The following is a 20,316-nucleotide window of genomic DNA, read 5'->3' as shown; positions in this document are numbered from 1 at the left end:
GCCATGACCACCAACAAGACGCTGGACCTAATCTGCCTGGGCCGAGCGGCCGTGGATTTCTACGGCGAACAGATCGGCAGCCGGCTCGAGGACATGTCGTCCTTCAACAAGTACCTCGGCGGCTCGTCGGCCAATATCGCCTACGGTACCGCTCGCATGGGGCTGAAGTCTGCCATGCTGACGCGGGTCGGCGACGAGCACATGGGGCGCTTCGTACGCGAGGAACTGGCCCGGGTGGGCGTGGACGTCAGTCAGGTCATCACCGACCAGGAACGACTCACCGGTCTGGTGATCCTGGGCATCAAGGATCAGGACACCTTTCCGCTGATCTTCTATCGCGACAATTGCGCCGACATGGCGATCAGTGCCGATGACATGGATCCCGAGTTCATCGCCTCCAGTCGGGCGCTGTTGATCACCGGTACCCATTTCTCCACCGACGGCACCTATCAGGCCAGCAAGACCGCCATCGAATACGCCAAGGCGGCCGGCACCAAGGTGATTCTCGATATCGACTATCGTCCGGTGCTGTGGGGCCTGACCTCGCTGGGTGACGGCGAGACCCGCTTTATCTCCGATGATGGTGTCAGCGCCCACCTGCAGACCATTCTGCCGGACCTGGACCTGGTGGTCGGCACCGAGGAAGAGGTCCACATCGCCGGTGGCAGCACCGACACCATCACCGCGCTCAAGCGCATTCGCGAGCTGAGCGATGCCTCCATCGTGCTCAAGCTGGGGGCGCAGGGCTGCACCGTGCTCGACGGTGAGATTCCCGACAGCGAGTCCGAGTTCGAGGTATTCACCGGGGTACGTGTCGAGGTGCTCAATGTGCTGGGTGCCGGTGACGCCTTCCTCAGCGGTTTTCTGCGCGGCTGGCTCAACGGCGAAAGTCATGAGCAAAGCTGTGCCTACGCCAACGCCTGCGGGGCCCTGGTGGTCTCCCGCCACGGCTGTGCCCCGGCGATTCCCAGCAGCGAGGAACTCGACGACTACCTGAGTCGCGCCGAGGATATCCCGCGTCCCGACCTGGACACGCGGCTCAACCACCTGCACCGGGTCACCACCCAGCGTAGCCCGACGCAGTGGTCGGATCTGTGCGTGCTGGCCTTCGACCATCGCAAGCAATTCTACGACATGGCCCGGGAGGTCGGCGCCGACCCTGGAAGGATCAAGACGTTGAAACGGCTGCTGGTGCAGGCGGCGGAGCAGGGCGCCGGACATATCGGTGACAGCCAGATGGGCGTGCTGATCGACGACACCTACGGTCAGGATGCACTCAACGACGTGACCGGGCGCGGCTGGTGGATTGGCCGCCCGGTGGAGTTGCCGAGCTCGCGTCCCATCGAGCTGGAAGGCGGGCGCAATATCGGTGCCCGACTGGCCGCCTGGCCTCGCGAGCACATCGTCAAGTGCCTGGTGTTCTACCACCCGGAGGACCAGCTCGACCTGCGCCGCACCCAGGAGCGCCAGGTGGTGGAGCTGTATGACGCCTGCCTCCGGACCGGGCACGAGCTGCTGCTCGAGATCATTCCGCCCAAGGATCAGCAAAGCGATGACGATACCTTTCTCAACGCCATGCAGCGCTTTTACAACCTCGGCGTCTATCCCGACTGGTGGAAGCTGCCGCCGCAGACCCCCGCGGCCTGGGAGCGCATCAGCGTGCTGCTGGCACGACGGGCCCCCCACTGTCGCGGCGTGGTGATGCTGGGGCTCGATGCGCCCCTCGAGATGCTCAAGAAGGGCTTCATGGACAGTGCCGGGTTCGACGTGTGCAAGGGCTTCGCGGTGGGGCGCTCGATCTTTGCCGAGCCCAGCCGTCGCTGGCTCGCCGGCGAGGCCGACGACCAGGCGCTGATCGACGATGTCGTCGCCAATTACCGCGAACTGGTGGACTGCTGGAAAGAACGCCAGAGCGTCTGAACGAGAATGAGCGAAATGGGGGTGAGCGTGGTAGCGCTCCCAGACCATGACCAAGATAACGATAATCCGGGTCCTCTCAGGACCCGGCAGCCATCTCCGAGAGCATTGCCATGTCCACGATTCGACTGACCATGTCCCAGGCGGTGATCCGCTACATGCAGGCCCAGAAGGTGAACGTCGCCGGCCAGATCAAGCCGCTGTTTCCCGGCGTCTGGGCGATCTTCGGCCACGGCAACGTGGCTGGTCTCGGCGAGGCGCTGTATCAGGCCCGTGAGACGCTGCCGACCTACCGCGCCCACAACGAGCAGGCCATGTGCCACGCCGCCATTGCCTTCACCAAGACGCTCAATCGGCGCCAGGTGATGGCCTGTACCGCCTCCGCCGGTCCTGGTTCGGTGAACATGGTAACCGCGGCGGCGGTGGCCCACGTCAATCGACTGCCGCTACTGCTGCTGCCGGGCGACACCTTCGCCACGCGCAAGCCCGATCCGGTGCTGCAGCAGGTCGAGAACTTCCACGACCACACCCTGACCTCCAACGACTGCTTCAAGCCGGTGAGTCGCTTCTTCGATCGCATCACCCGGCCGGAGCAACTGCTGACGTCGCTGCCCCAGGCGATGCGGGTGCTGACTGACCCGGTGGAGTGTGGTCCGGTGACTCTGGCGCTGCCCCAGGACATCCAGACCGAGGCCTACGACTACCCCGAGCACTTCTTTGCCGAGAAGGTACACCACCTGCGCCGTCAGGCCGCCGACCCGCGCGAGCTCGACGAAGCCATCGCCTTGATCCGCTCGGCCGAGCGACCGCTGCTGGTGGCCGGTGGCGGCGTCCACTACGCCGAGGCGCTGGCTGAGCTCGACGCCTTCGTCAGCCGCTACCAGGTGCCAGTGACCGAGACCCAGGCGGGCAAGGGCGCGCTGCCCTGGGACCATGCCAGCAACGTCGGCACCCTGGGTGTGACCGGTTCAGCCGCCGCCAACAGCTTGGCCCAGGAAGCGGATCTGATCATCGCCGTGGGCACCCGGCTTGGCGATTTCGCCTCTGGCTCCCGGGCGCTGATCAACCCCGAGGCGAAGATACTGTGTCTCAACGTGGCCTCCTTCGATGCGGTCAAGCACTACGCCCAGCCGCTGGTGGGCGATGCCCGCCTGAGCCTTGTCAGCCTGAAGGACGGGCTCGAGCAGGGCACCGCCCCGTGGCGGCCGGCCTCGTCCTGGAGCGAGCGGGCGGCCGCGCTGCGCGATGACTGGAATGCCACCGTGGAACGGGTGACCCAGGATCGCGGCACCGGGCTGCCCTGTGACGCCGAGGTGGTGGGGGCGGTCAACCGCGCCGCCGGCGAACGCGACATCGTGGTGTGTGCCGCGGGGGGGCTGCCGGGCGAGCTGCAGAAACTGTGGCGTACTCGCTTCGATCGCGGCTACCACATGGAATACGGCTACTCCTGCATGGGCTACGAACTTGCCGGAGGCCTCGGCACCAAGATGGCGCTGCCCGATTCAGAGGTGTTCGTGATGGTCGGTGACGGCTCCTACCTGATGATGAACTCGGAGATCGCCACCTCGGTAATGCTGGGGCACAAGATCATCGCGGTGGTGCTCGACAATCGCGGCTATGGCTGCATCCATCGACTTCAGCAATTCTGCGGCGGCCCCGGCTTCAACAACCGGCTGGAGGACTGCCTGAGCGTCGAGGCCGGCGCGCCCAAGACCGACTTCGCCGCCCACGCCGCCGCCCTGGGCGCCAATAGCGAGAAGGTCGCCAATATCGCTGAGCTTGAGCAGGCCCTCGAGCGCGCCAAGGCGTCCGACATCAGCTATGTGATCGCCATCGACACCGATGGCCTCAACGACACCAAGGAAGGTGGTGCCTGGTGGGACGTGGCGGTGCCTGAAGTCTCGCCGCGTCAGGAGGTGGTGGACGCCCGCGAGCGCTATCAGTCCCACAAGGCGCGTCAGGCCAGAAATCTCTAGGCCCGAGTCCGCTCTGCCACAACAACCAAATATTCCAGGCGCGCCGGCGCCTGGAGCACCGAACGCCGGAGGACGCCATGAGCATAAGACTGGGCATCAACCCCCTGACCTGGACCAATGATGACCTGCCCTCGCTGGGCGGAGACACCCCGCTGGAGACCTGCCTCGCCGAGGGACGAGAGGCCGGTTTCGACGGCTTCGAGCTGGGCCACAAGTTCCCCCGCGACGCCGCCACCCTGGGGCCGATCCTCGAGCGTCACCAACTGTCGCTGGTGTCAGGCTGGTACAGCGCCGAGCTTTTGACCCGCAGCGCCGAGGAGGAGATCGCAGCGCTGACGCCCCATCTGGAACTGCTCAAGGCGCTCGGCGCCAGGGTCATGGTGTTCTGCGAGGTCTCGCGCTGCGTGCATGGACAGATGGGGGTACCGCTGAGCCATCGCCCCACCATGAGCGACGAGGAATGGACGCTGTTTACCGAGCGCCTTGACCAGGTGGCCGAACACTGCCAGCGCGAGGGCGTGCAGATCGCCTATCACCACCATCTGGGAACGCTGGTGGAATCCGAGGCCGACATCGACCGGCTGATGGCGGCCACCGGACCGGCGCTGGGCCTGCTGCTGGACACCGGCCACCTGGTGGCTGCCGGTGGCGATCCGTTCGGCGTGCTCGAGCGTCACGCTGCACGCGTCAACCATGTGCACTGCAAGGATATCCGTGCCGAGGTGCTGGCCGATGTGCGCAACCGCAACCGGAGCTTCCTGGAAGGGGTACTGGACGGCATGTTCACCGTGCCCGGTGATGGCTTCATCGACTATGGCCGGTTGTTCCAGGGGCTGGTCGCGCACGACTACCAGGGCTGGGTGGTGGTGGAGGCCGAGCAGGATCCCGCCGTGGCCCATCCACTGACCTATGCCCGCAAGGGCTATGACCATCTTGCACGCTGCTGCGACGAGGCCGGGCTGGCCCTGGCCTCGTGACAGCGACCCCCGTGCCGATGTCTTCAGTCATCTGTTCGATAACTCTTTGTATCAGGAGCACCGCATGACCATTCTGGGCAACTTTATCGCCGGCCAGCCCCAGGCCAGCCACAGTGGCCGCACTGCCGAGGTCTTCGACCCGGCCAGCGGCGAGGTGACACGTCAGGTAGCACTGTCCAGCGCCGACGAGACCCGTGACGCCATCCGCGTCGCCGACGAAGCCTTCCCCGGCTGGGCCAAAATGTCACCGCTCAAGCGTTCACGCATTCTGTTCAAGTTCAAGGCGCTGGTGGAAGAGCACGCCGACGAGATCGCGCGGCTGATTTCCTCCGAGCACGGCAAGGTGTTCTCCGACGCCAAGGGCGAGCTGACACGCGGGCTCGAGGTGGTGGAATTCGCCTGCGGCATACCGCACCTGCAGAAGGGCGAACATTCCCTCAACGTCGGCACCGGTGTCGACAGCTTCTCGCTGATGCAGCCGCTGGGCGTGTGCGCCGGCATCTCACCGTTCAACTTCCCGGCCATGGTACCGATGTGGATGTTCCCGGTGGCGCTGGCCTGTGGCAACACCTTCGTGATGAAGCCATCGGAGAAGGATCCGTCCACGCCGATGCGTCTGGCCGAGCTGCTCAAGCAAGCCGGCCTGCCGGACGGCGTGTTTAACGTGGTCAATGGCGACAAGGAGAGCGTGGACGTGCTGCTCACCGATGAGCGGGTGCAGGCGGTCAGCTTCGTCGGCTCGACGCCCATCGCCGAATACATCTACGCCACGGCGTCTGCCCACGGCAAGCGGGTTCAGGCGCTGGGCGGCGCCAAGAACCACATGGTGGTGATGCCCGATGCCGACCTCGACCAGGCGGTGGATGCGTTGATGGGCGCGGCCTACGGCAGCGCCGGCGAGCGCTGCATGGCGATCTCGGTGGCGGTGCCGGTGGGCGAGGAGACCGCCGAGCGGTTGCGCGCCAAGCTGGTCGAACGGCTGCAGACGCTGAGCGTCGGCCCCGGCATCAAGGAGGGGCCCGACCACGACATGGGGCCGCTGGTCACCCGCGCTCACCTGGACAAGGTGGTCGGCTATATCCAGGCCGGCGTCGACGAGGGCGCCGAGCTGGTGGTGGACGGACGCGAGGCGACTATCGACAACGCCGGCAATGGCTTCTTCGTCGGGGGGTCGCTGTTCGACCACGTCACGCCGGGCATGCGCATCCACCGCGAGGAAATCTTTGGCCCGGTGCTGGCGATCGCCCGCGTCGACAGCTTCGAAGACGCCCTGGCCATGGTCAACGACCACGAATACGGCAATGGTACCGCCATCTTTACCCGTGACGGCGCCGCCGCTCGCCAGTACTGCGAGCGCATTCAGGTCGGCATGGTCGGCGTCAACGTGCCGATCCCGGTGCCCATGGCCTTTCACAGCTTTGGCGGCTGGAAGCGCTCGCTGTTCGGCCCGCTGCATATGCATGGCCCCGACGGCGTGCGCTTCTACACCCGCATGAAGACCATCACCCAGCGCTGGCCCAGCGAGGTACGTGATAGCGGCGGTCACTTCACCATGCCGACGCTGTAGCTGTAGCTGTGGTCCTGTGACTGCGTATGACGCCGTAGCGGTGCGTGTGTCGCCTTGGCGATGCATCAAGCGTCCCGCTTCGGCGTTGGTGCCCTGTCCCGTCGGCGATGCTGCGGCGTACCGGGGGCGGATGCTATCCGGTTGCGCCGTTTCACGCTTGCCAAGGCGCTGAATCCGGCGCCTTCTTTTTGGCTATCGCGGCAGGTGTTGAAGCGTGGGACTGGAGCGAGTGGTTAAGGCGGATAGATGATGTTTGTGTGCGCCAATTCAGTTAAAGGTGTCGTCATGGATTACGTTATTTACAATTTTGTCGGATCAGGCGTTCGAGTCGACTAAAGTATAGAACGTTTGGTTTGTTGTTTTTTCTTTCGGAATGTATGTTTCATTTGGTGCGGGCCGTGGAAAAGCATGGACCGCCGAGGTTGGAGTCCTGACCGTTTGCAACCGGTCACAAGGGCCATCGATCCTCCAATAACAAGTGGACAACGTTATGAGCACAGAAGCGGCAGGGGCGCAGGCGACCGCGACAGCGGACGACAACGCCCAGAGCGAAGAGCTCGAATATCAACGCATTCCCCCCAGCCGGCAGTTGAGCGGCAAGTACTTTCTCGGGGCCTACTCCGGTGAGCACGTGGCCGGCACCGAATTCGTCATCGGCGCAGCGCTGGTCACCTTAGGTGTTTCCACCGGTGATCTGATCTGGGGCCTGATTCTCGGTAATTTCATGGCGGTGCTGTCCTGGGCCTGGATCTGCAGTCCGGTGGCTACCCGCACCCGCATGACGGTGTACTGGTTCCTGGCCCGGCTTGCCGGCAAGAAAATTTCCACCGTCTACAACATCCTCAATGGTGTCTTCTACGCCGTCATCGCCGGCGCCATGATCACGGTCTCGGCCTCGGCCTTCCGGGTGCTGACCGATATTCCGCCCCAGGTGGGACTCTATCCCACCAGTGCCAGCTTCGTGATCCTGGCGTTGCTGGTCGGCGCCTTTACCGTCTGGCTGACACTCAAGGGCTTCAAGCGCATCGCCAACTTTTCCACCGTATGCGCGCCCTGGATGGCGATCATGTTCCTGGTCAGCGGTATCCTGTCGATCCCCATCGTCACCCACCTGGGCGCCGAGCAAGGCATCGATGGCCTGGGCAATGTGCTCGGTGCACTGGTGTGGACCGGCGTTACTCCCGAAGGCGAGCCTGGCATCAACATGTGGGTCATCGCCGCCTGGGCCTGGGGCATCAACCTGCCGATGCACCTCGGCATGAGCGACATGAGCATCCTGCGCTTCGCGCGCAAGTCCTCCTACGGCTACTTTTCGGCCTCTGGCATGTACATCGGCCACTTCATGGCCTGGGTCTGTGCGGGCATCCTTGGCGCCACCTCGGCGATGCTGCTCAAGGAAGCCATGGTCGATCTTGATCCGGGCGCCATCGCCTTCCGTCTGCTCGGCGCCATGGGGCTGGTGGCGGTAGTGATCGCCGGCTGGACCACTTCGATCCCCAGCCTCTATCGCTCTGGGCTCGCATTCCAGGCGGTGTTCCATCGTCACAAGCCGTTCAACGTTGCCCTGGTGGTGGGGGCTGCCACCACGGTCGTCGCCTGCTTCCCGTTCGTCTTCGGTTCGCTGCTCAACGTCCTGTCCTACTTCGTGATGATGATGGCCCCCATCGGCGCGATCATCGCCGCCGAGCATTTCCTGCTGCCGCGCCTGTCGATCCGCCCGCTGTGGCGCGAACATCAGGGGCTCGAGGACAATCGTCCGGCCATGCTGACCTGGGCCATCGGGGTGATCCTCGGCGTCGTGCTCATTGCCCTGCCCCAGGTGCATCTGTTTGTCGTGTTTCTCCCGGTGTGGACCCTGAGCTTTCTGCTCTACCCGCTGCTGTGCCGCCGGATGGGCGCGAACACCGAGTCCGGTATCGACTATTACGAAGAGGCCTATGGCCCGGTGGATCCGCCGGAACTGCCCGGCGAGTCGCCCCAGGCGCAGCCCGCGGTCAATCGTCGTGATCCGCTGTACCTGATCTCGTTTGCCTGCCTGGTGATCATCATCCTGGCGGCACTGTGGTCATGGACCGGTGACAACGCCGCTGTCGTCGACTACGTGGAAACCTTCAAGTGGCTGGTGATTCCGCTGTCGCTGGTGTACTTCGTGTGCGCTTCGATCTGGATTCATCGTCGTCGCCCGGCGGCGGCGCTTGCCGCAGACGATCCCCATGTGTGATGACCCCAACCCTCAACAAGGCTAAGTGACATGGCCGCCCGAGCGATCGGGCGGCCACGCCACCTGGCTCTGGCACCAGCGCCGCGACGCTGGTAGAGCCTCGACGCTGCCCACACGACGTTTTCGACCCATGGGAGGGCAGCAGGTGCGATTTCAACAAGTGGTCAATAACAGAAAGGAGCCAGACATGACGCTATCTATCGGCATCATCGGTACCGGAGCCATCGGCAAGGAACATATGCGCCGGCTGAACCATACCCTCAAGGGTGCGAGGGTGGTGGCCGCCAGTGATGTCGGCCTCGAGCAGGCGCAGGCCGCCATCGACGAGGTCGGCATCGAGGCCAGGGCCTATGCCAGCGGCCACGACGTCATCAACGCCGCCGAGGTCGACGCCGTGGTGGTGACCTCCTGGGGACCGACCCACGAGGAATTCGTACTGGCCGCCATCGAGGCGGGCAAGCCGGTATTCTGCGAAAAGCCACTGGCCACCACCGCCGAGGGCTGCCTGCGTATCGTCGAGGCCGAGATTGCCTCGGGTCGTGCGCTGGTCCAGGTAGGCTTCATGCGCCGTTTCGACTGGGCTTACCGCCAGCTGAAGGCGCTGCTCGACGAGGGTGGCATCGGCCAGCCGCTGATCGCCAAGTGCGCGCATCGCAATGCCCAGGCCAACTTCTCCGGCGATGCGGGCCTGATCGATTCCTGCGTCCACGAGTTCGACGTGATGCGCTGGCTGCTGGAGGACGACTACGTCAGCGCCCAGGTCATCCAGCCGCGGGTTTCCAGCCTGGTGGAGGGTGATCTGCAGGACCCCTCGCTGATCATCCTGCGCACCCGCAAGGGCATGGTCATCACCATCGAGAGCTTCCTCAACTGCCAGTACGGCTATGACATTCGCTGCGAACTGGTGGGGGAGAGCGGCGTTGCCGATCTGCCGCAACCGGCGAGCGTGCCGCTGCGTCACAGCGCACGGGATTCTCTGGGCGTGATCACCCACTGGAAGGACCGCTTTATCGACGCCTTCGATGTGGAGTTTCAGGAGTGGGTCGATGCCACCGCCAAGGGCGAGCGGCATGGCCCTACCGCCTGGGATGGCTATGTGGCGGCGGTGACCAGTGACGCCTGCGTCAAGGCGCGGCATTCGCAGCAGGTCGAGCCGATCGCGTTGGCCGAGCGTCCCGCCTTCTACCGCTGAAACTGGTGTCACGCTGCCTGCCCTGATAGCGCGGGCGTCTGACATCATTGGCCACGGGCGTCGCTATGCTCGGCGCCCGCGACTTTTTCTTGGGGCCACGAGTGTCTTGGCGCCGTGGCACGAATCACGCCAGTCGAATATGCTGTTGGCCGGCCATTCCCGCCAGATCCTGAAGCCTGGCGGGAGCATAAGCAAAACGAGGCACTGGCCACGCCCGCTGTCGACTGGAGACCCCCTCAATGCGTCATCTTCGAAGCCGTGGCCTCAAGGCCCTGACGGCTGTGCTCGCCGGTAGCGTCGTGCTGACCGCCGCAAGCGCCCACGCCCAGACCCGCCTGACCTACAAGTCCGCCTCCGCCGGCACCGCCTACTACCAGATGGGAGTGGAGCTGTCCGAGGCGATCAAGGCCGGCACCGAGGGTGACATGACCCTGACCCTGGAAGAGAGCCAGGGCTCGGTGCAGAACGTCATGGAGGTGATGGCGCGTCCCGGCAACTACGTCTTCACCTCACCGCCCGGCCTGGTGACCCGCGCCCGCGAGGGTACCGGCCCGTTCGAGAGTCGCAACCATCCGCGCTTGCAGGACATTCGTGCACTCTTCCCGATTCCCTCGCTGACCATGCACTTCGTGGTGGCGGGCGAGCAGGACACCCTCGGCATCGATGAACTGGCCGGCAAGCACCTGCTGATCGGCCAGGGCTCCTTCGGTGCCCGCGAGGCCGCACGCTATCTCGAGCTATTCGAGCTCGCCGACCAGGTCGAGGTCGACGATGCCGACGTGGGCAGCGCCCCCGACGCGCTCAAGAACGGCCAGATCGACGCTTTTGCCACCGCCAGCTCCTTCCCGGCACCCAACGTGATCGAGACCGCCGCGAGCCATGATGTCGGCCTGGTGTCGTTCACCGAAGCACAGGTCGAGGCCACCGGCGCCGCGCCCCAGACCATCCCCGCCGGCACCTACGCCGGTATCGACGAGGACGTGCTGACCACCTCGCTGCCGGTGGTGGCCTACACCACCAGCGCGATGGACGAGGACACCGCCTACACCCTGACCAGGACCTTCTGGGAGCGCCGCGAGGCCATGGCCGAGACCTCGCCCTGGTGGCAGGCGATCTCGCCGCAGATGCTGACCAACCTCGAGGGGCCGCTGCACCCCGGCGCCCTGCGCTACTACGACGAGGTCGACGTGAAGGTGCCCGAGGCCCTGCGCTGAGACGATCCTGCCCAGATCTCGACCCGGCGGGCCCCTGTGGGCCCGCTCCGTTTCATCGATGATGTGCTGAATTCATGAACTCAAGCGACGCTTCTTCGTCGGCCGCAGCGGCTGACGCGCGTGACCCTGTTCGTTCGCCGTGGCCGGGTGCCCCGTTATGGATCGCGCTCGGTGCCCTGTCGGTGGTGTTTCACCTGGGGTTGATCTTCCACGGCCTGACGCCGGCACTGATCAGTCGGCCACTGCACATGGCGCTGGTGTTGCCCTGGGTGCTGGTGTTTTCCGCCCGCACGCCGTGGCAGCGCATCAGCGGCCTGGGGCTGACCGCCCTCGGTATCGCCGCCTGCGGCTATATTGCCTTGAACGAGGACGCCCTGAGCGGCCAGTACGGCTTTATCGACACCCCCCTGCAGATGGCGGTGGGTCTACTGCTGATTGTGGTGGCGCTGGAGGCCGCCCGGCGTGCCATCGGCTGGCCGCTGCCGCTGGTGACCGCGATCGCGCTGGGCTATGCGGCCCTGGGCCAGTACGTGCCCGGCGAGTTTGGTCATCCTGGCCTGCCCATGGCCAGCCTGGTCGGTTCGCTGACCATCGCCGAGGGCGGGCTGTGGGGCAAGCTGACCGGGGTCAGTGTCTCGGTGGTGGCGATCTTCGTGATCTTTGGTGCGGTGCTCAACGCGGGCGAGGCGGGGCGTGGCTTCATGAACCTGGCCGGCGCCGCGGCGGGCCGCCTGACCGGTGGCGGCGCCAAGGTATCGGTGATTTCTAGTGCGCTGATGGGCTCGATCTCGGGCTCGGCGTCGGCCAACGTAGCTTCCACCGGAGCCATCACCATCCCGTCCATGGCGCGACTCGGCTATCCACGCTCGCTGGCGGCGGCGGTGGAAGCGGTGGCCTCGTCCGGGGGCCAGATCATGCCGCCGTTGATGGGCGCAGGGGCCTTCGTCATGGTCGAGCTGACCGGCACCCCCTACACCGAGATCATGGCCGCGGCGCTGCTGCCGGCCTTTCTCTACTTCGCCACGGTGTGGCTCGGCATCAACGCCTTCGCCACCCGTTTCGATCTCAAGCCGGTGGCCGCCGAGGACCGCCCGGCAGCGCGTGAGGTGATCACCACCGCACTTTTCTTCGCGGTGCCCTTTGCGATCCTGCTCGAGCGCATCTTCCACGCCGGCAATACCCCCCAGTACGCCGCCAGCGTGGCGATCTTCGCAGGCCTTGCGCTGTTGGCCATGAACACCGAGCTGAAGGTGTCGGGGACGGAGTTCCGCGCCCGCCTGGCCCAGGCAGCGCTGACCGCCGGGCGCCAGATCGCGGTCATCGGCGCGATCATCCTGTGCGCCTCCCTGGTCATCGGGGTGCTGTCGCTGACCGGGCTCGGGGTCAAGGTCACCTCGGCGATACTGTCGCTGTCCGGTGGGCAGCTGTGGCCGGCGCTGCTGCTTACCGCCCTGGCCTGCCTGGTGCTGGGCATGGAGGTGCCGACTACCGCCGCCTACGTCATCTGCGTCTCGGTGGCGGGGCCGGCGCTGACCGAACTGGGCCTGCCGCTGCTGACCGCCCACCTGTTCGTGTTCTGGTTCGCGCTGCTGTCCACCATCACCCCACCGGTATGTGGTGCGGTGTTCATCGCCGCCGGCATGGCCGACGAGAACTGGCTGAAGGTGGCGGGCAAGGCCATGGCGCTGGGGGTCGGGCTCTACGTCATTCCGCTGGCGATGGTCGCGCACCCGGCGCTGCTCGACCTTGGCTCCGGCGTCTTCGCTGCCCTGGCCACCACCCTGGGCGTGCTGATCGGCCTCGGCCTGGTGTCCTACGGGCTGATCGGGCGTTTCGCCTGGTGGCTCAGGGCTGCCCTGGTGGCACTCGGGCTCGGTGTCATCTTCGTACCCTGGCCGGTGTAAAAGCGTGGTGGCAAGTATCGCGTCGCTCCGTCAGGTTTAGCCTCGATCCGCGCGACGACTCGTTTCCCTGAAGTGCTCTGCCATGGCGTCGTTGGCGCCCAGCATCGGCCCCTGCTCCCTGTCCGGGAACAGGGGCCGATTGGCGTAAAGGATCCAGGTATCCAGGGCGGGCCCCAGGGGCTGAATCAGCCGCAGCCGGTCGGGATGACGCTCGATGGCGTCCTCGGCGACGATGGCGGCGTCGGCCTGGCCGTCCAGCAGTTGCTCGAGGGCGGCGACGATGGTGGGGGCGTCGTGTTCCGCGAAGGTCGAAAGGTCGGTGTAGTGGCGGGTGGCGGGCTGTCGCAGCACGCTTTTCGGCTGGGCCACGTCAGCGCGGGCTACCAGCGCCAGCGGGCGGCTGGGGGCGATGAAGGCGTCCACCGGAAAGGCGCGATGCATGAAGCGCCCGACGCAGTCGGCGTGGCTGGGGTGGGCGCTGACCTGCAGCACATAGTCGTAGCCCCCGGCGACCAGTTCCTCGAAGGCGCCGATGAAGTCATCCACCAGGCTGATCCGGGGCTCGATGTCGGTGAGGTCAGGCTCCTTGAGCCTGCGATCGTCGAGGTAGCGGGCGAGCACCAGGGCGTGGTTGCTGTCCTCGGGGCCGAGGGTGGCGAAGTGCATGGCGGTCTTCCCCTGTGGTGTGGTGCGTGGATAGCCATTGATGGATGCGGAGCAAGGAGTCGTTCGGGGTGACGGGGGGGCGTCGGGCTCTCCCTGTCGCAGGAACCTTGTAGGCGAAAGCTTGCTGTCGGGCAACTCTGGTCGCACTGTCAGGGCGCTTCGTCTCTGGCAGAATAGCCCTCCTACCGGGCAAGCGATCAAGGAATCCCAATGGCTCACCTGTTGCGCATCGTGATGATCCACGGCCACCTCGAGGGGGTGGTCGAGCTGGACGTCGACGGCCATACCAACATCTGCGGCACCAACGCCTCGGGCAAGACCACGCTGCAGCGGCTGGTCCCGGTGTTCTACGGTGAGCTGCCCAACAAGGTGGTGCCCAAGACCCGCAAGAAGTTCGACGCTTTTTATCTGCCCAACCGCAACAGCTACCTGATCTACGAGTACCGCCGCGAGGCGGGCAACGTCTGCCAGGCGGTGCTGACCCGCAAGAGCGACGGTGGCGTCGAGTATCGCTTTGTCGGTGCGCCCTACCAGCCCGGGCACTATCTGGTGGAGAGCGAGGCCGGGGTGGCGGCGCTGGACTACAGCGACTGGGCCAGCCAGCTGCGTCGTGAGGGAATTCCGGTGTCGCCCAAGCTCGGCGCTACCTCGGAGTTTCGTTCGGTGATCCAGAACGACTTCACCCACCAGCAGGGCAACCGCAAGGAAAGCCTGCGCCTTCGCCAGATGGCTGCCCAGTTCAGCCTGGTCAAGCCGGAGCATCGCATCCGTCATATGGAGAAGCTGATCAGCGCGGTGCACGCCAAGGAGGGCAAGATGGATACCCTCAAGACCATGCTGGCGGCGATCTTCGAGGAGGACGGCGTCGAACTGCCGGTGACCCGCATCCGCAATACCAAGGCGCGGGAGTGGATCGCCCAGATGCGCCAGTCCAAGCGACTGGAACCGCTGGAGCGATCGCTTGGCAAGCTCGATGAGCTCGATCAGGAGATCGCCGAGCGCGAGACGACCCTGTGGCAGTTGAAGCCCCAGCTCGAGGCCGACCGCCACCGCGCCGAGCGCACCCTGGCCGACGCCGAGGCCGAGATCGGCAACCGCCAGCGCGAGTTCCAGGAGCGTGAAGCCGCCTACGAACAGGCCCGCGATGCCCTCAACGACCGCTTGAGCGAGATGACCAGCGAGCTGGAGCAGACCCAGCGCGAGCTTTCTGACCTGCAGGCGACCTTCGAGGCCTACGAGGAGGCCGACATGCCGGCGCTGGAGCGTGACGTCCAGGCGCTGCCCCAGTGGCGCGACCAGAGCCAGCAGCTGCGCGAGCACCTGGCGGTGATGCAGAACGCCTTCCAGGAAAGCCAGTCACGCCTTGAAGGACGCCTGCGTGAGTTGGGCGATGAGCTGGCCCGCCAGACCGAGGAGACCCAGGCGCGCATCGACGAGCTGGGCGAGACCCGCGAAGAGCTGCGTGACCAGCAGTGGCGTCAGGAAAGCGAGCTCGAACAGCGCTACCAGCAGCAGCGCCAGGAGCTCGACGAGAGCTACCGTGAGCGCCTGGAAAGCGGCGTCGAGCGGCTGGCCGAGCTCAAGGCCCAGTTGGCCGCCAGCGCTGCCAGCGCCGAGGAAATCCAGGAGGCGGAGCTGGCCCAGGCTCGCCTCGACCAGGCCCAGACCGACCGCGAGGCGGCGAGCGAGACGCTGGGGGCGCTGCGCGAGGAGCTCGACACCCTCAAGCGCGCCCGTGATCAGGCCGAAAAGGAACTCGACGAGGCCCGTCATCAGCTCGCCAGGGCCGAAGCTCACACCTATGGCCTGCACCAGCAACGTGATCCGGCCCAGGGCACACTGCGTCATTTCCTGCGCTTCCATCGTCCCGGCTGGGAGCAGCGTCTGGGCAAGGTGATCGCGCCGGAGCTGCTGGAGCGCCGCGACCTGTCGCCCCGTGTCGGCGAGCAGGACCACGATGAGCTGTTCGGGGTGGGCCTGGATCTGGCCGCGGTCGAGGTGCCCGAGTACGCCCAGGAGGAGGCCAGCCTGCTGGCCGCCATCGAGCAGGCCGAGGCCGCCCAGGTGCGTGCCGAGAGCGCGGTGCAGGCCGCCGAGCGCCAGATGAAGGCGGCCAACGAGCGGGTGCAGTCCGCCGAGGAAGCGGTGCGCCGTGCGCGCATGGAGCTCAAGCGCGCCGAGTCCGAGGTCGACTACGCCCGCGACGCGCGCAGCCAGCTGCAGGAGCGTCACGCCCGCCAGCAGAAGGCGCGGCGTCAGGGCCTGGAGGAGGCGCTGGCCGCCCAGCGCGCCAGCCACGATGGGCTGAAGGAGGAGAAGCGCGCCGCCCTGGATACCCTGGCCAAGACCCACCAGGCGCAGATGCTGGAGGTGAAGGCCGACGGCCAGAGCCGCCTCGACGGCGTCGATGACCAGATCCGCCAGTTGAAGCAGTACCAGAGCGACCAGAAGAGCGAGCATCAGCGCCAGCGCAAGGAGCTAGAGGCGGCCTTCGACCGTGAACTGCAGGAGCAGGGCGTGGACCTGGCCTCGCTGAAGGACACCAAGGCGCGACTGGCCTCGCTGGACGAGCGTATCCGGCTGACCGCTTCGCGCCAGGAGCAGCTGGAAGACTATCGCCGCTTCATGCGCCTGGACTGGGGCCAGCGCAAGCCCGAGCTGGTCGACAAGGAAACCCGGCTGGTACGCGACAAGGAGGGTGCCGAGCGCGAACGAGAGCAGCGCAAGGCCGAATTCCAGTCCGACCGCGCCGCCCACCAGCAGGCGCTGGGCGAACTGAAGGCCCAACGCAGCGCCGAGGCCGAGGTGATCGACGCCTTGAAGCCACTGCTGGTGCAGGTCGAGCAACTGCCGCTGGACCCCTCTCCAGCGCCCCGGCACGATGCCCCCGGCGACGTCCACGAGCGCATCGAGCGCACCCGCCAGGCGCTGTCGGAGCGTGGGCGCGAGATGGACGCCCTGCGCAAGGGCTGCGAGCAGGTCGAAAGCGAGCTGATCAAGGGCGCCAGCACCGGCTTTGTCGATACCATGAGCGCCGAGCGCGCCAAGCTGCGCGAGGATGACGCCGCCGACGGTGCCGAGCCCAGCCCGCGCCGGCTGCTGCCGCTGCTGCGCGGGATGCTCAAGCTGCTCGAGGACCAGCAGCAGCAGCTGGTCCAGCAGGGGCGCAATCTCGGCGCCGATCTGGACAAGTTCTTTACCGTCTTTCGTGACCTCAACCGGCGCATCAGTGCCCAGAGTCGGCGGCTGTCCGAAGAGGTCGCCGACGACCTGCGCCTGGAGGGCATCACCAAGGCCGAAGTGCGCATTCAGTCGACCATCGACGAGCTGGGCTTCTGGGAGCCGCTCAAGCGCTTCGCCCAGGACTATCGCGACTGGCAGGAGACCGGCGGACTGCCGGGGGACGACTACCTCAATGCCCTGGCCGACGTGGTCGACCTGCTGCGCAGCGACCAGCAGTACAGCTTCGAGAGCCTGCTGCGCCTGGAATTGCACCTTAACGAGGGCGGCACCGACCTGGTGATCAAGAACGATCGCCAACTGCTCGAATCCTCGAGCCATGGCATGGCCTACCTGATCCTGTGCAAGTTCCTGCTGGCCTTTACCCGATTGCTGCGCGGCCAGGCCGAGATCAGCGTGCACTGGCCCATCGACGAGATCGGCACCCTGGCCTATCACAACGTCGAGAAGCTGTTCGAGGCCTGCGACAGCAACCATATCCACATCGTCGGCGCCTTCCCCAACCCGGAGTCCGACGTGCTGCTGCTGTTCCACAACCGCTACCTGATCGACCGTGACGCCGCCCAGCCGGGCCGGCGCCGGCTCAAGCGCATCGAACCGCGGTTGAGCAAGCTGGCTCAGCGTCTCAAGCAGCGCAGCGCCGAGGAGGTCACCCAATGATCGAACATGGTCCCCTGCTCGAACGGCTGCTGGCCGGCGAGTTCATCTGCGCCGTCAGCGACGAGAGCGCCTTTCGCAAGCTCCAGGACGAGGAGGTGCGCGAGCAGATCGACATCTACCTGCGCCCGCTCAACCGCCGCCTGGCCACCAACGAGGATCGCAGCGTCCACTTTCTGGCCTGGCGTCAGCTCAACGAAGACGCCCGCGAGCAGCTGTCGCGCCAGCTCGGCGAGACCGTCAACAGCCTGCTGCCGCTGCTCGAATGGCTGCAGCTGGTGCAGGAGGCGCTGGGCCAGGACTCCCTGGCGGCCCCCGGCGACGTGCTCAAGCCCGCCGAGTTCAGCGCCAAGTGCGAGGACAACCAGAGCCTGCGCGAGCGCCTGGAGCGGCTGGCCACCGATCCCTTCTTCGGCTCCCAGAGCGAGCAGCTCGACGCCCAGATGAAGCAGGTGTTCAAGCGTCTGAAGGAGCACGGCTACCTGCTGCAGCCCCACGCCGACCGCCAGGTCTTTCTGGTGACCGCCAAGATCGACTATCTGGTGGAGCTGGTGCGCTTTATCCGCGATGAAGAGAACCTGCCGGTGGATGACGAGGCGCCGGCCCGCCAAGAGACGCTGCTATGAGCGAGGAACACTCGCTCGAGAGCCGGCTGGTTGCCACCGGCACCGAGCGGCTGTCGCTGCTGGGGCGCTACGCCGACGTGCTGATGCAGGGCTATATCCGCGACGAGGTGCCGCTGGAGACCCTCACCGAAGGCGCTCTGCGCAAGCTGTTGGCGGCGCGGATTGTGTGGCGGCCCGACGAGCACGGCGCGGTCAAGCTGACCCCCAAGGTGCGCGAGCTGATCGCCGAGATGCTGGCCGACGAGACCCGCCGCCACGTCAACGCCGACGTCGGCGAGACCCTGGAGCAGATCCGCAACCTGGTGCAGAGCTACCGCGAGGCGGTCAGCCTGGGCGAGCACTGGCAGCAGGGGCCGCTGATGCTGCGTCTGCGCCAGGAGGTGGACGACCTCAACGGCCGCTTCGCCGACGCCATCGACAGCCTGTGGCAGCGGCTCAACAGTGACTTCGGCTTCGTCAGCCGACTCAACGATAAGATCCGCGAGAACGACCGCGCCCAGAAGCAGATCGTGCGCCTGCTCGACGGCATGGCGCTGATCGACTTCGACGAGCTGATCGATCTGGTCGGCAGCGACGGCTCCCTGCGCAAGCTGCTGATCAGCCAGCTGCAGCAGCAGTTGAGCCAGCACTACACCAACCTGCGCGAGGTCCAGGGAAGACTGATCGAGCTGATGGCGCGCTTTCGTCAGCAGCAGAAGCAGAGCCGGCTGGTGGCTGGCATGGCCGCCTTCCTGCGTGAGCATCCGGGCTTTGTGCCGGGCAACTACACCCGCCGCAGCGAGGTGCCGGAGCTGTTCAACCACGCAAGCCCGCTGCACGCCGCCGCCGCCCCGGCGCTGGATCACCATCGCGACGCCGAGGTGCTCACGGGGCTGCTGCACCAGTTGCCGGTGGCGGTCCACCGGCCGGAGCAGGCTGAGGTGGCAGGCCCTGCCATGGTCGAGGCGCAGAGCATGGTCGAGGCCCGCCAGCAGGCGCTCAAGCAGGACGTCGAGCGCTTCTACCTGGACGTGGTCGACGAGCAGGCACCCGCCGCTGGCGCCTCGTCGGGCACCAGCGCCCTGGCGTACCTGAGCGAGAGCGAACTCGAGTGGGACCCGGAGATCTGGCTGTTTCAGGTCATCGCCGAGTACCAGGGTCTGCCCCGTGAGGAGCAGCGCGCCTTTCGGCTGATCCCCGACGAGAGCCCGGCCGGGCCCTTCAACGACGTCCAGTTGATCCACGACGTCAGCCTGGCGCTGGTGGTCTAGGCAGAGGTGATACGTGATCGAACTGAGTAACCGTGCGCGCAATGTCCTGAAGAACATTCAGGGAGAACTGGATATCTCCCCCCGCACCGAGCGCAAGCGCGAGACTGCAGCTATTGCCAATATCGAGGCCTGGTGCGACGCCCACGATATTTGGCTGGATGGCTATCGCTGGGGGAAGACGCTGCGCTTTGACCGGCGTCTGTTGGCCGACATTGATGCCATGCTCGACAGCCTCAAGCAGCCGGGGTTGGGGCAGTCGCTGAGTGGCTTGTCCACGGTCGAACAGGCGAAGCTCGGGATCCGGGAAGACAAGAACGTGCGCGAGCCACCCCGACGCTATCGGGTGCTGGTGAGCGCACCAAGCACCCAGCATCGCCCCGGGTTTCCGGCAGTTGTGAGAGAGACCCTTGAGGTAGATGGGCGAACGCTTGAGCTTGCCGCCTTCGACGCCCTGGTACAGGTGGAGAATCTGGATAGCGTCCATGAGTTGAAAGTGACGCAGGCGGAGCTGGGTGGTTTCGCCAATCCGCTGGTGGTCTATCGCGGTGATAAAATCTATCGCAAGGGCTTCGATGACTTGGTGGTGGCCTGGGGGCGGCGCTTTCGCGACCAGCGACCGCACCTGTATCTGGGCGACTTCGACGCTGCCGGTGTTCGCGAAGCGCTTTCCAGCGGCGCTGACGGGATGTTGCTGCCACGCCTTTCCTGGCTAGCGCACGAGGCCGACTCACAGCACCAACGCGCGGAGCAGCTACCGTACAAGAAAGCACTCGAACGCCACTGCGCGCGTCTGCCCGCCGCCCACCCCTTGCGCGACTACCTCGCGCTGATCCTCGATCAGCAGCGTGGCCTGCGCCAGCAGTGGTTCGCTGGCCCCCTCGAGGCTGTGGCGCTGCGCTGAGTCATTTC

General features: G+C 65.9%; 13 protein-coding genes. 12 read left to right on the top strand and 1 reads right to left on the bottom strand.

Annotated features, from left to right (window positions below; genetic code table 11):
- Nucleotides 1-3 precede the first annotated feature (3 nt).
- From NFH97_RS07520 to NFH97_RS07485, 8 genes are all read left to right on the top strand, one after another.
- Nucleotides 4-1,920 (top strand): bifunctional 5-dehydro-2-deoxygluconokinase/5-dehydro-2-deoxyphosphogluconate aldolase, encoded by a 1,917-nt coding sequence (locus NFH97_RS07520; RefSeq protein WP_045993155.1) that lies wholly within the window; start codon nucleotides 4-6, stop codon nucleotides 1,918-1,920.
- A 110-nt stretch (nucleotides 1,921-2,030) separates the two neighbouring features.
- Nucleotides 2,031-3,893 (top strand): 3D-(3,5/4)-trihydroxycyclohexane-1,2-dione acylhydrolase (decyclizing), encoded by a 1,863-nt coding sequence (gene iolD / locus NFH97_RS07515; protein WP_045993156.1) that lies wholly within the window; start codon nucleotides 2,031-2,033, stop codon nucleotides 3,891-3,893.
- A 77-nt stretch (nucleotides 3,894-3,970) separates the two neighbouring features.
- Nucleotides 3,971-4,870, top strand: coding sequence for a myo-inosose-2 dehydratase (gene iolE / locus NFH97_RS07510; RefSeq protein WP_045993157.1), 900 nt, complete (start codon nucleotides 3,971-3,973; stop codon nucleotides 4,868-4,870).
- 64 nt (nucleotides 4,871-4,934) lie between these two features.
- Complete coding sequence (locus tag NFH97_RS07505; protein WP_045993158.1) at nucleotides 4,935-6,437, top strand: CoA-acylating methylmalonate-semialdehyde dehydrogenase; 1,503 nt, start codon at nucleotides 4,935-4,937, stop codon at nucleotides 6,435-6,437.
- 490 nt (nucleotides 6,438-6,927) lie between these two features.
- Nucleotides 6,928-8,658, top strand: coding sequence for a purine-cytosine permease family protein (locus NFH97_RS07500; RefSeq protein WP_108131839.1), 1,731 nt, complete (start codon nucleotides 6,928-6,930; stop codon nucleotides 8,656-8,658).
- A gap of 187 nt (nucleotides 8,659-8,845) precedes the next feature.
- A complete protein-coding gene (locus NFH97_RS07495) occupies nucleotides 8,846-9,850 on the top strand; it encodes a Gfo/Idh/MocA family oxidoreductase (RefSeq protein ID WP_045993160.1) in 1,005 nt (334 codons plus the stop codon).
- Nucleotides 9,851-10,089: 239 nt separating this feature from the next.
- On the top strand, nucleotides 10,090-11,064 hold the full coding sequence (locus NFH97_RS07490; protein WP_045993161.1) for a TAXI family TRAP transporter solute-binding subunit: 975 nt from the start codon (nucleotides 10,090-10,092) through the stop codon (nucleotides 11,062-11,064).
- A gap of 74 nt (nucleotides 11,065-11,138) precedes the next feature.
- On the top strand, nucleotides 11,139-12,968 hold the full coding sequence (locus NFH97_RS07485; RefSeq protein ID WP_083970441.1) for a TRAP transporter permease: 1,830 nt from the start codon (nucleotides 11,139-11,141) through the stop codon (nucleotides 12,966-12,968).
- A 36-nt stretch (nucleotides 12,969-13,004) separates the two neighbouring features.
- Here NFH97_RS07485 and NFH97_RS07480 read toward each other — a convergent pair whose 3' ends face one another.
- Nucleotides 13,005-13,634, bottom strand: coding sequence for a hypothetical protein (locus NFH97_RS07480; RefSeq protein WP_071211124.1), 630 nt, complete (start codon nucleotides 13,632-13,634; stop codon nucleotides 13,005-13,007).
- 210 nt (nucleotides 13,635-13,844) lie between these two features.
- Here NFH97_RS07480 and NFH97_RS07475 point away from each other — a divergent pair, with 210 nt between their 5' ends.
- The 4 genes from NFH97_RS07475 to NFH97_RS07460 are packed head-to-tail and all read left to right on the top strand — an operon-like array spanning nucleotide 13,845 to nucleotide 20,308.
- The gene (locus NFH97_RS07475) at nucleotides 13,845-17,534 is read left to right on the top strand and encodes an ATP-binding protein (RefSeq protein WP_045993162.1); all 3,690 of its coding nucleotides are present in this window, start codon (nucleotides 13,845-13,847) and stop codon (nucleotides 17,532-17,534) included.
- Complete coding sequence (locus NFH97_RS07470; RefSeq protein ID WP_045993163.1) at nucleotides 17,531-18,157, top strand: condensin complex protein MksE; 627 nt, start codon at nucleotides 17,531-17,533, stop codon at nucleotides 18,155-18,157. Before NFH97_RS07475 ends, NFH97_RS07470 begins: the two co-directional genes overlap by 4 nt.
- A complete protein-coding gene (locus tag NFH97_RS07465; RefSeq protein ID WP_349624626.1) occupies nucleotides 18,154-19,407 on the top strand; it encodes a hypothetical protein in 1,254 nt (417 codons plus the stop codon). Before NFH97_RS07470 ends, NFH97_RS07465 begins: the two co-directional genes overlap by 4 nt.
- Before the next feature lie 13 nt (nucleotides 19,408-19,420).
- Complete coding sequence (locus NFH97_RS07460) at nucleotides 19,421-20,308, top strand: DUF7281 domain-containing protein (RefSeq protein WP_052704378.1); 888 nt, start codon at nucleotides 19,421-19,423, stop codon at nucleotides 20,306-20,308.
- Nucleotides 20,309-20,316: the final 8 nt, after the last annotated feature.

This window comes from Halomonas sp. SCS19, assembly GCF_040147015.1.
GTDB lineage: Bacteria > Pseudomonadota > Gammaproteobacteria > Pseudomonadales > Halomonadaceae > Halomonas > Halomonas litopenaei.
The sequence above is the reverse complement of the archived record's forward strand: the minus strand, read 5'-3'. Positions and strand labels throughout refer to the sequence as shown.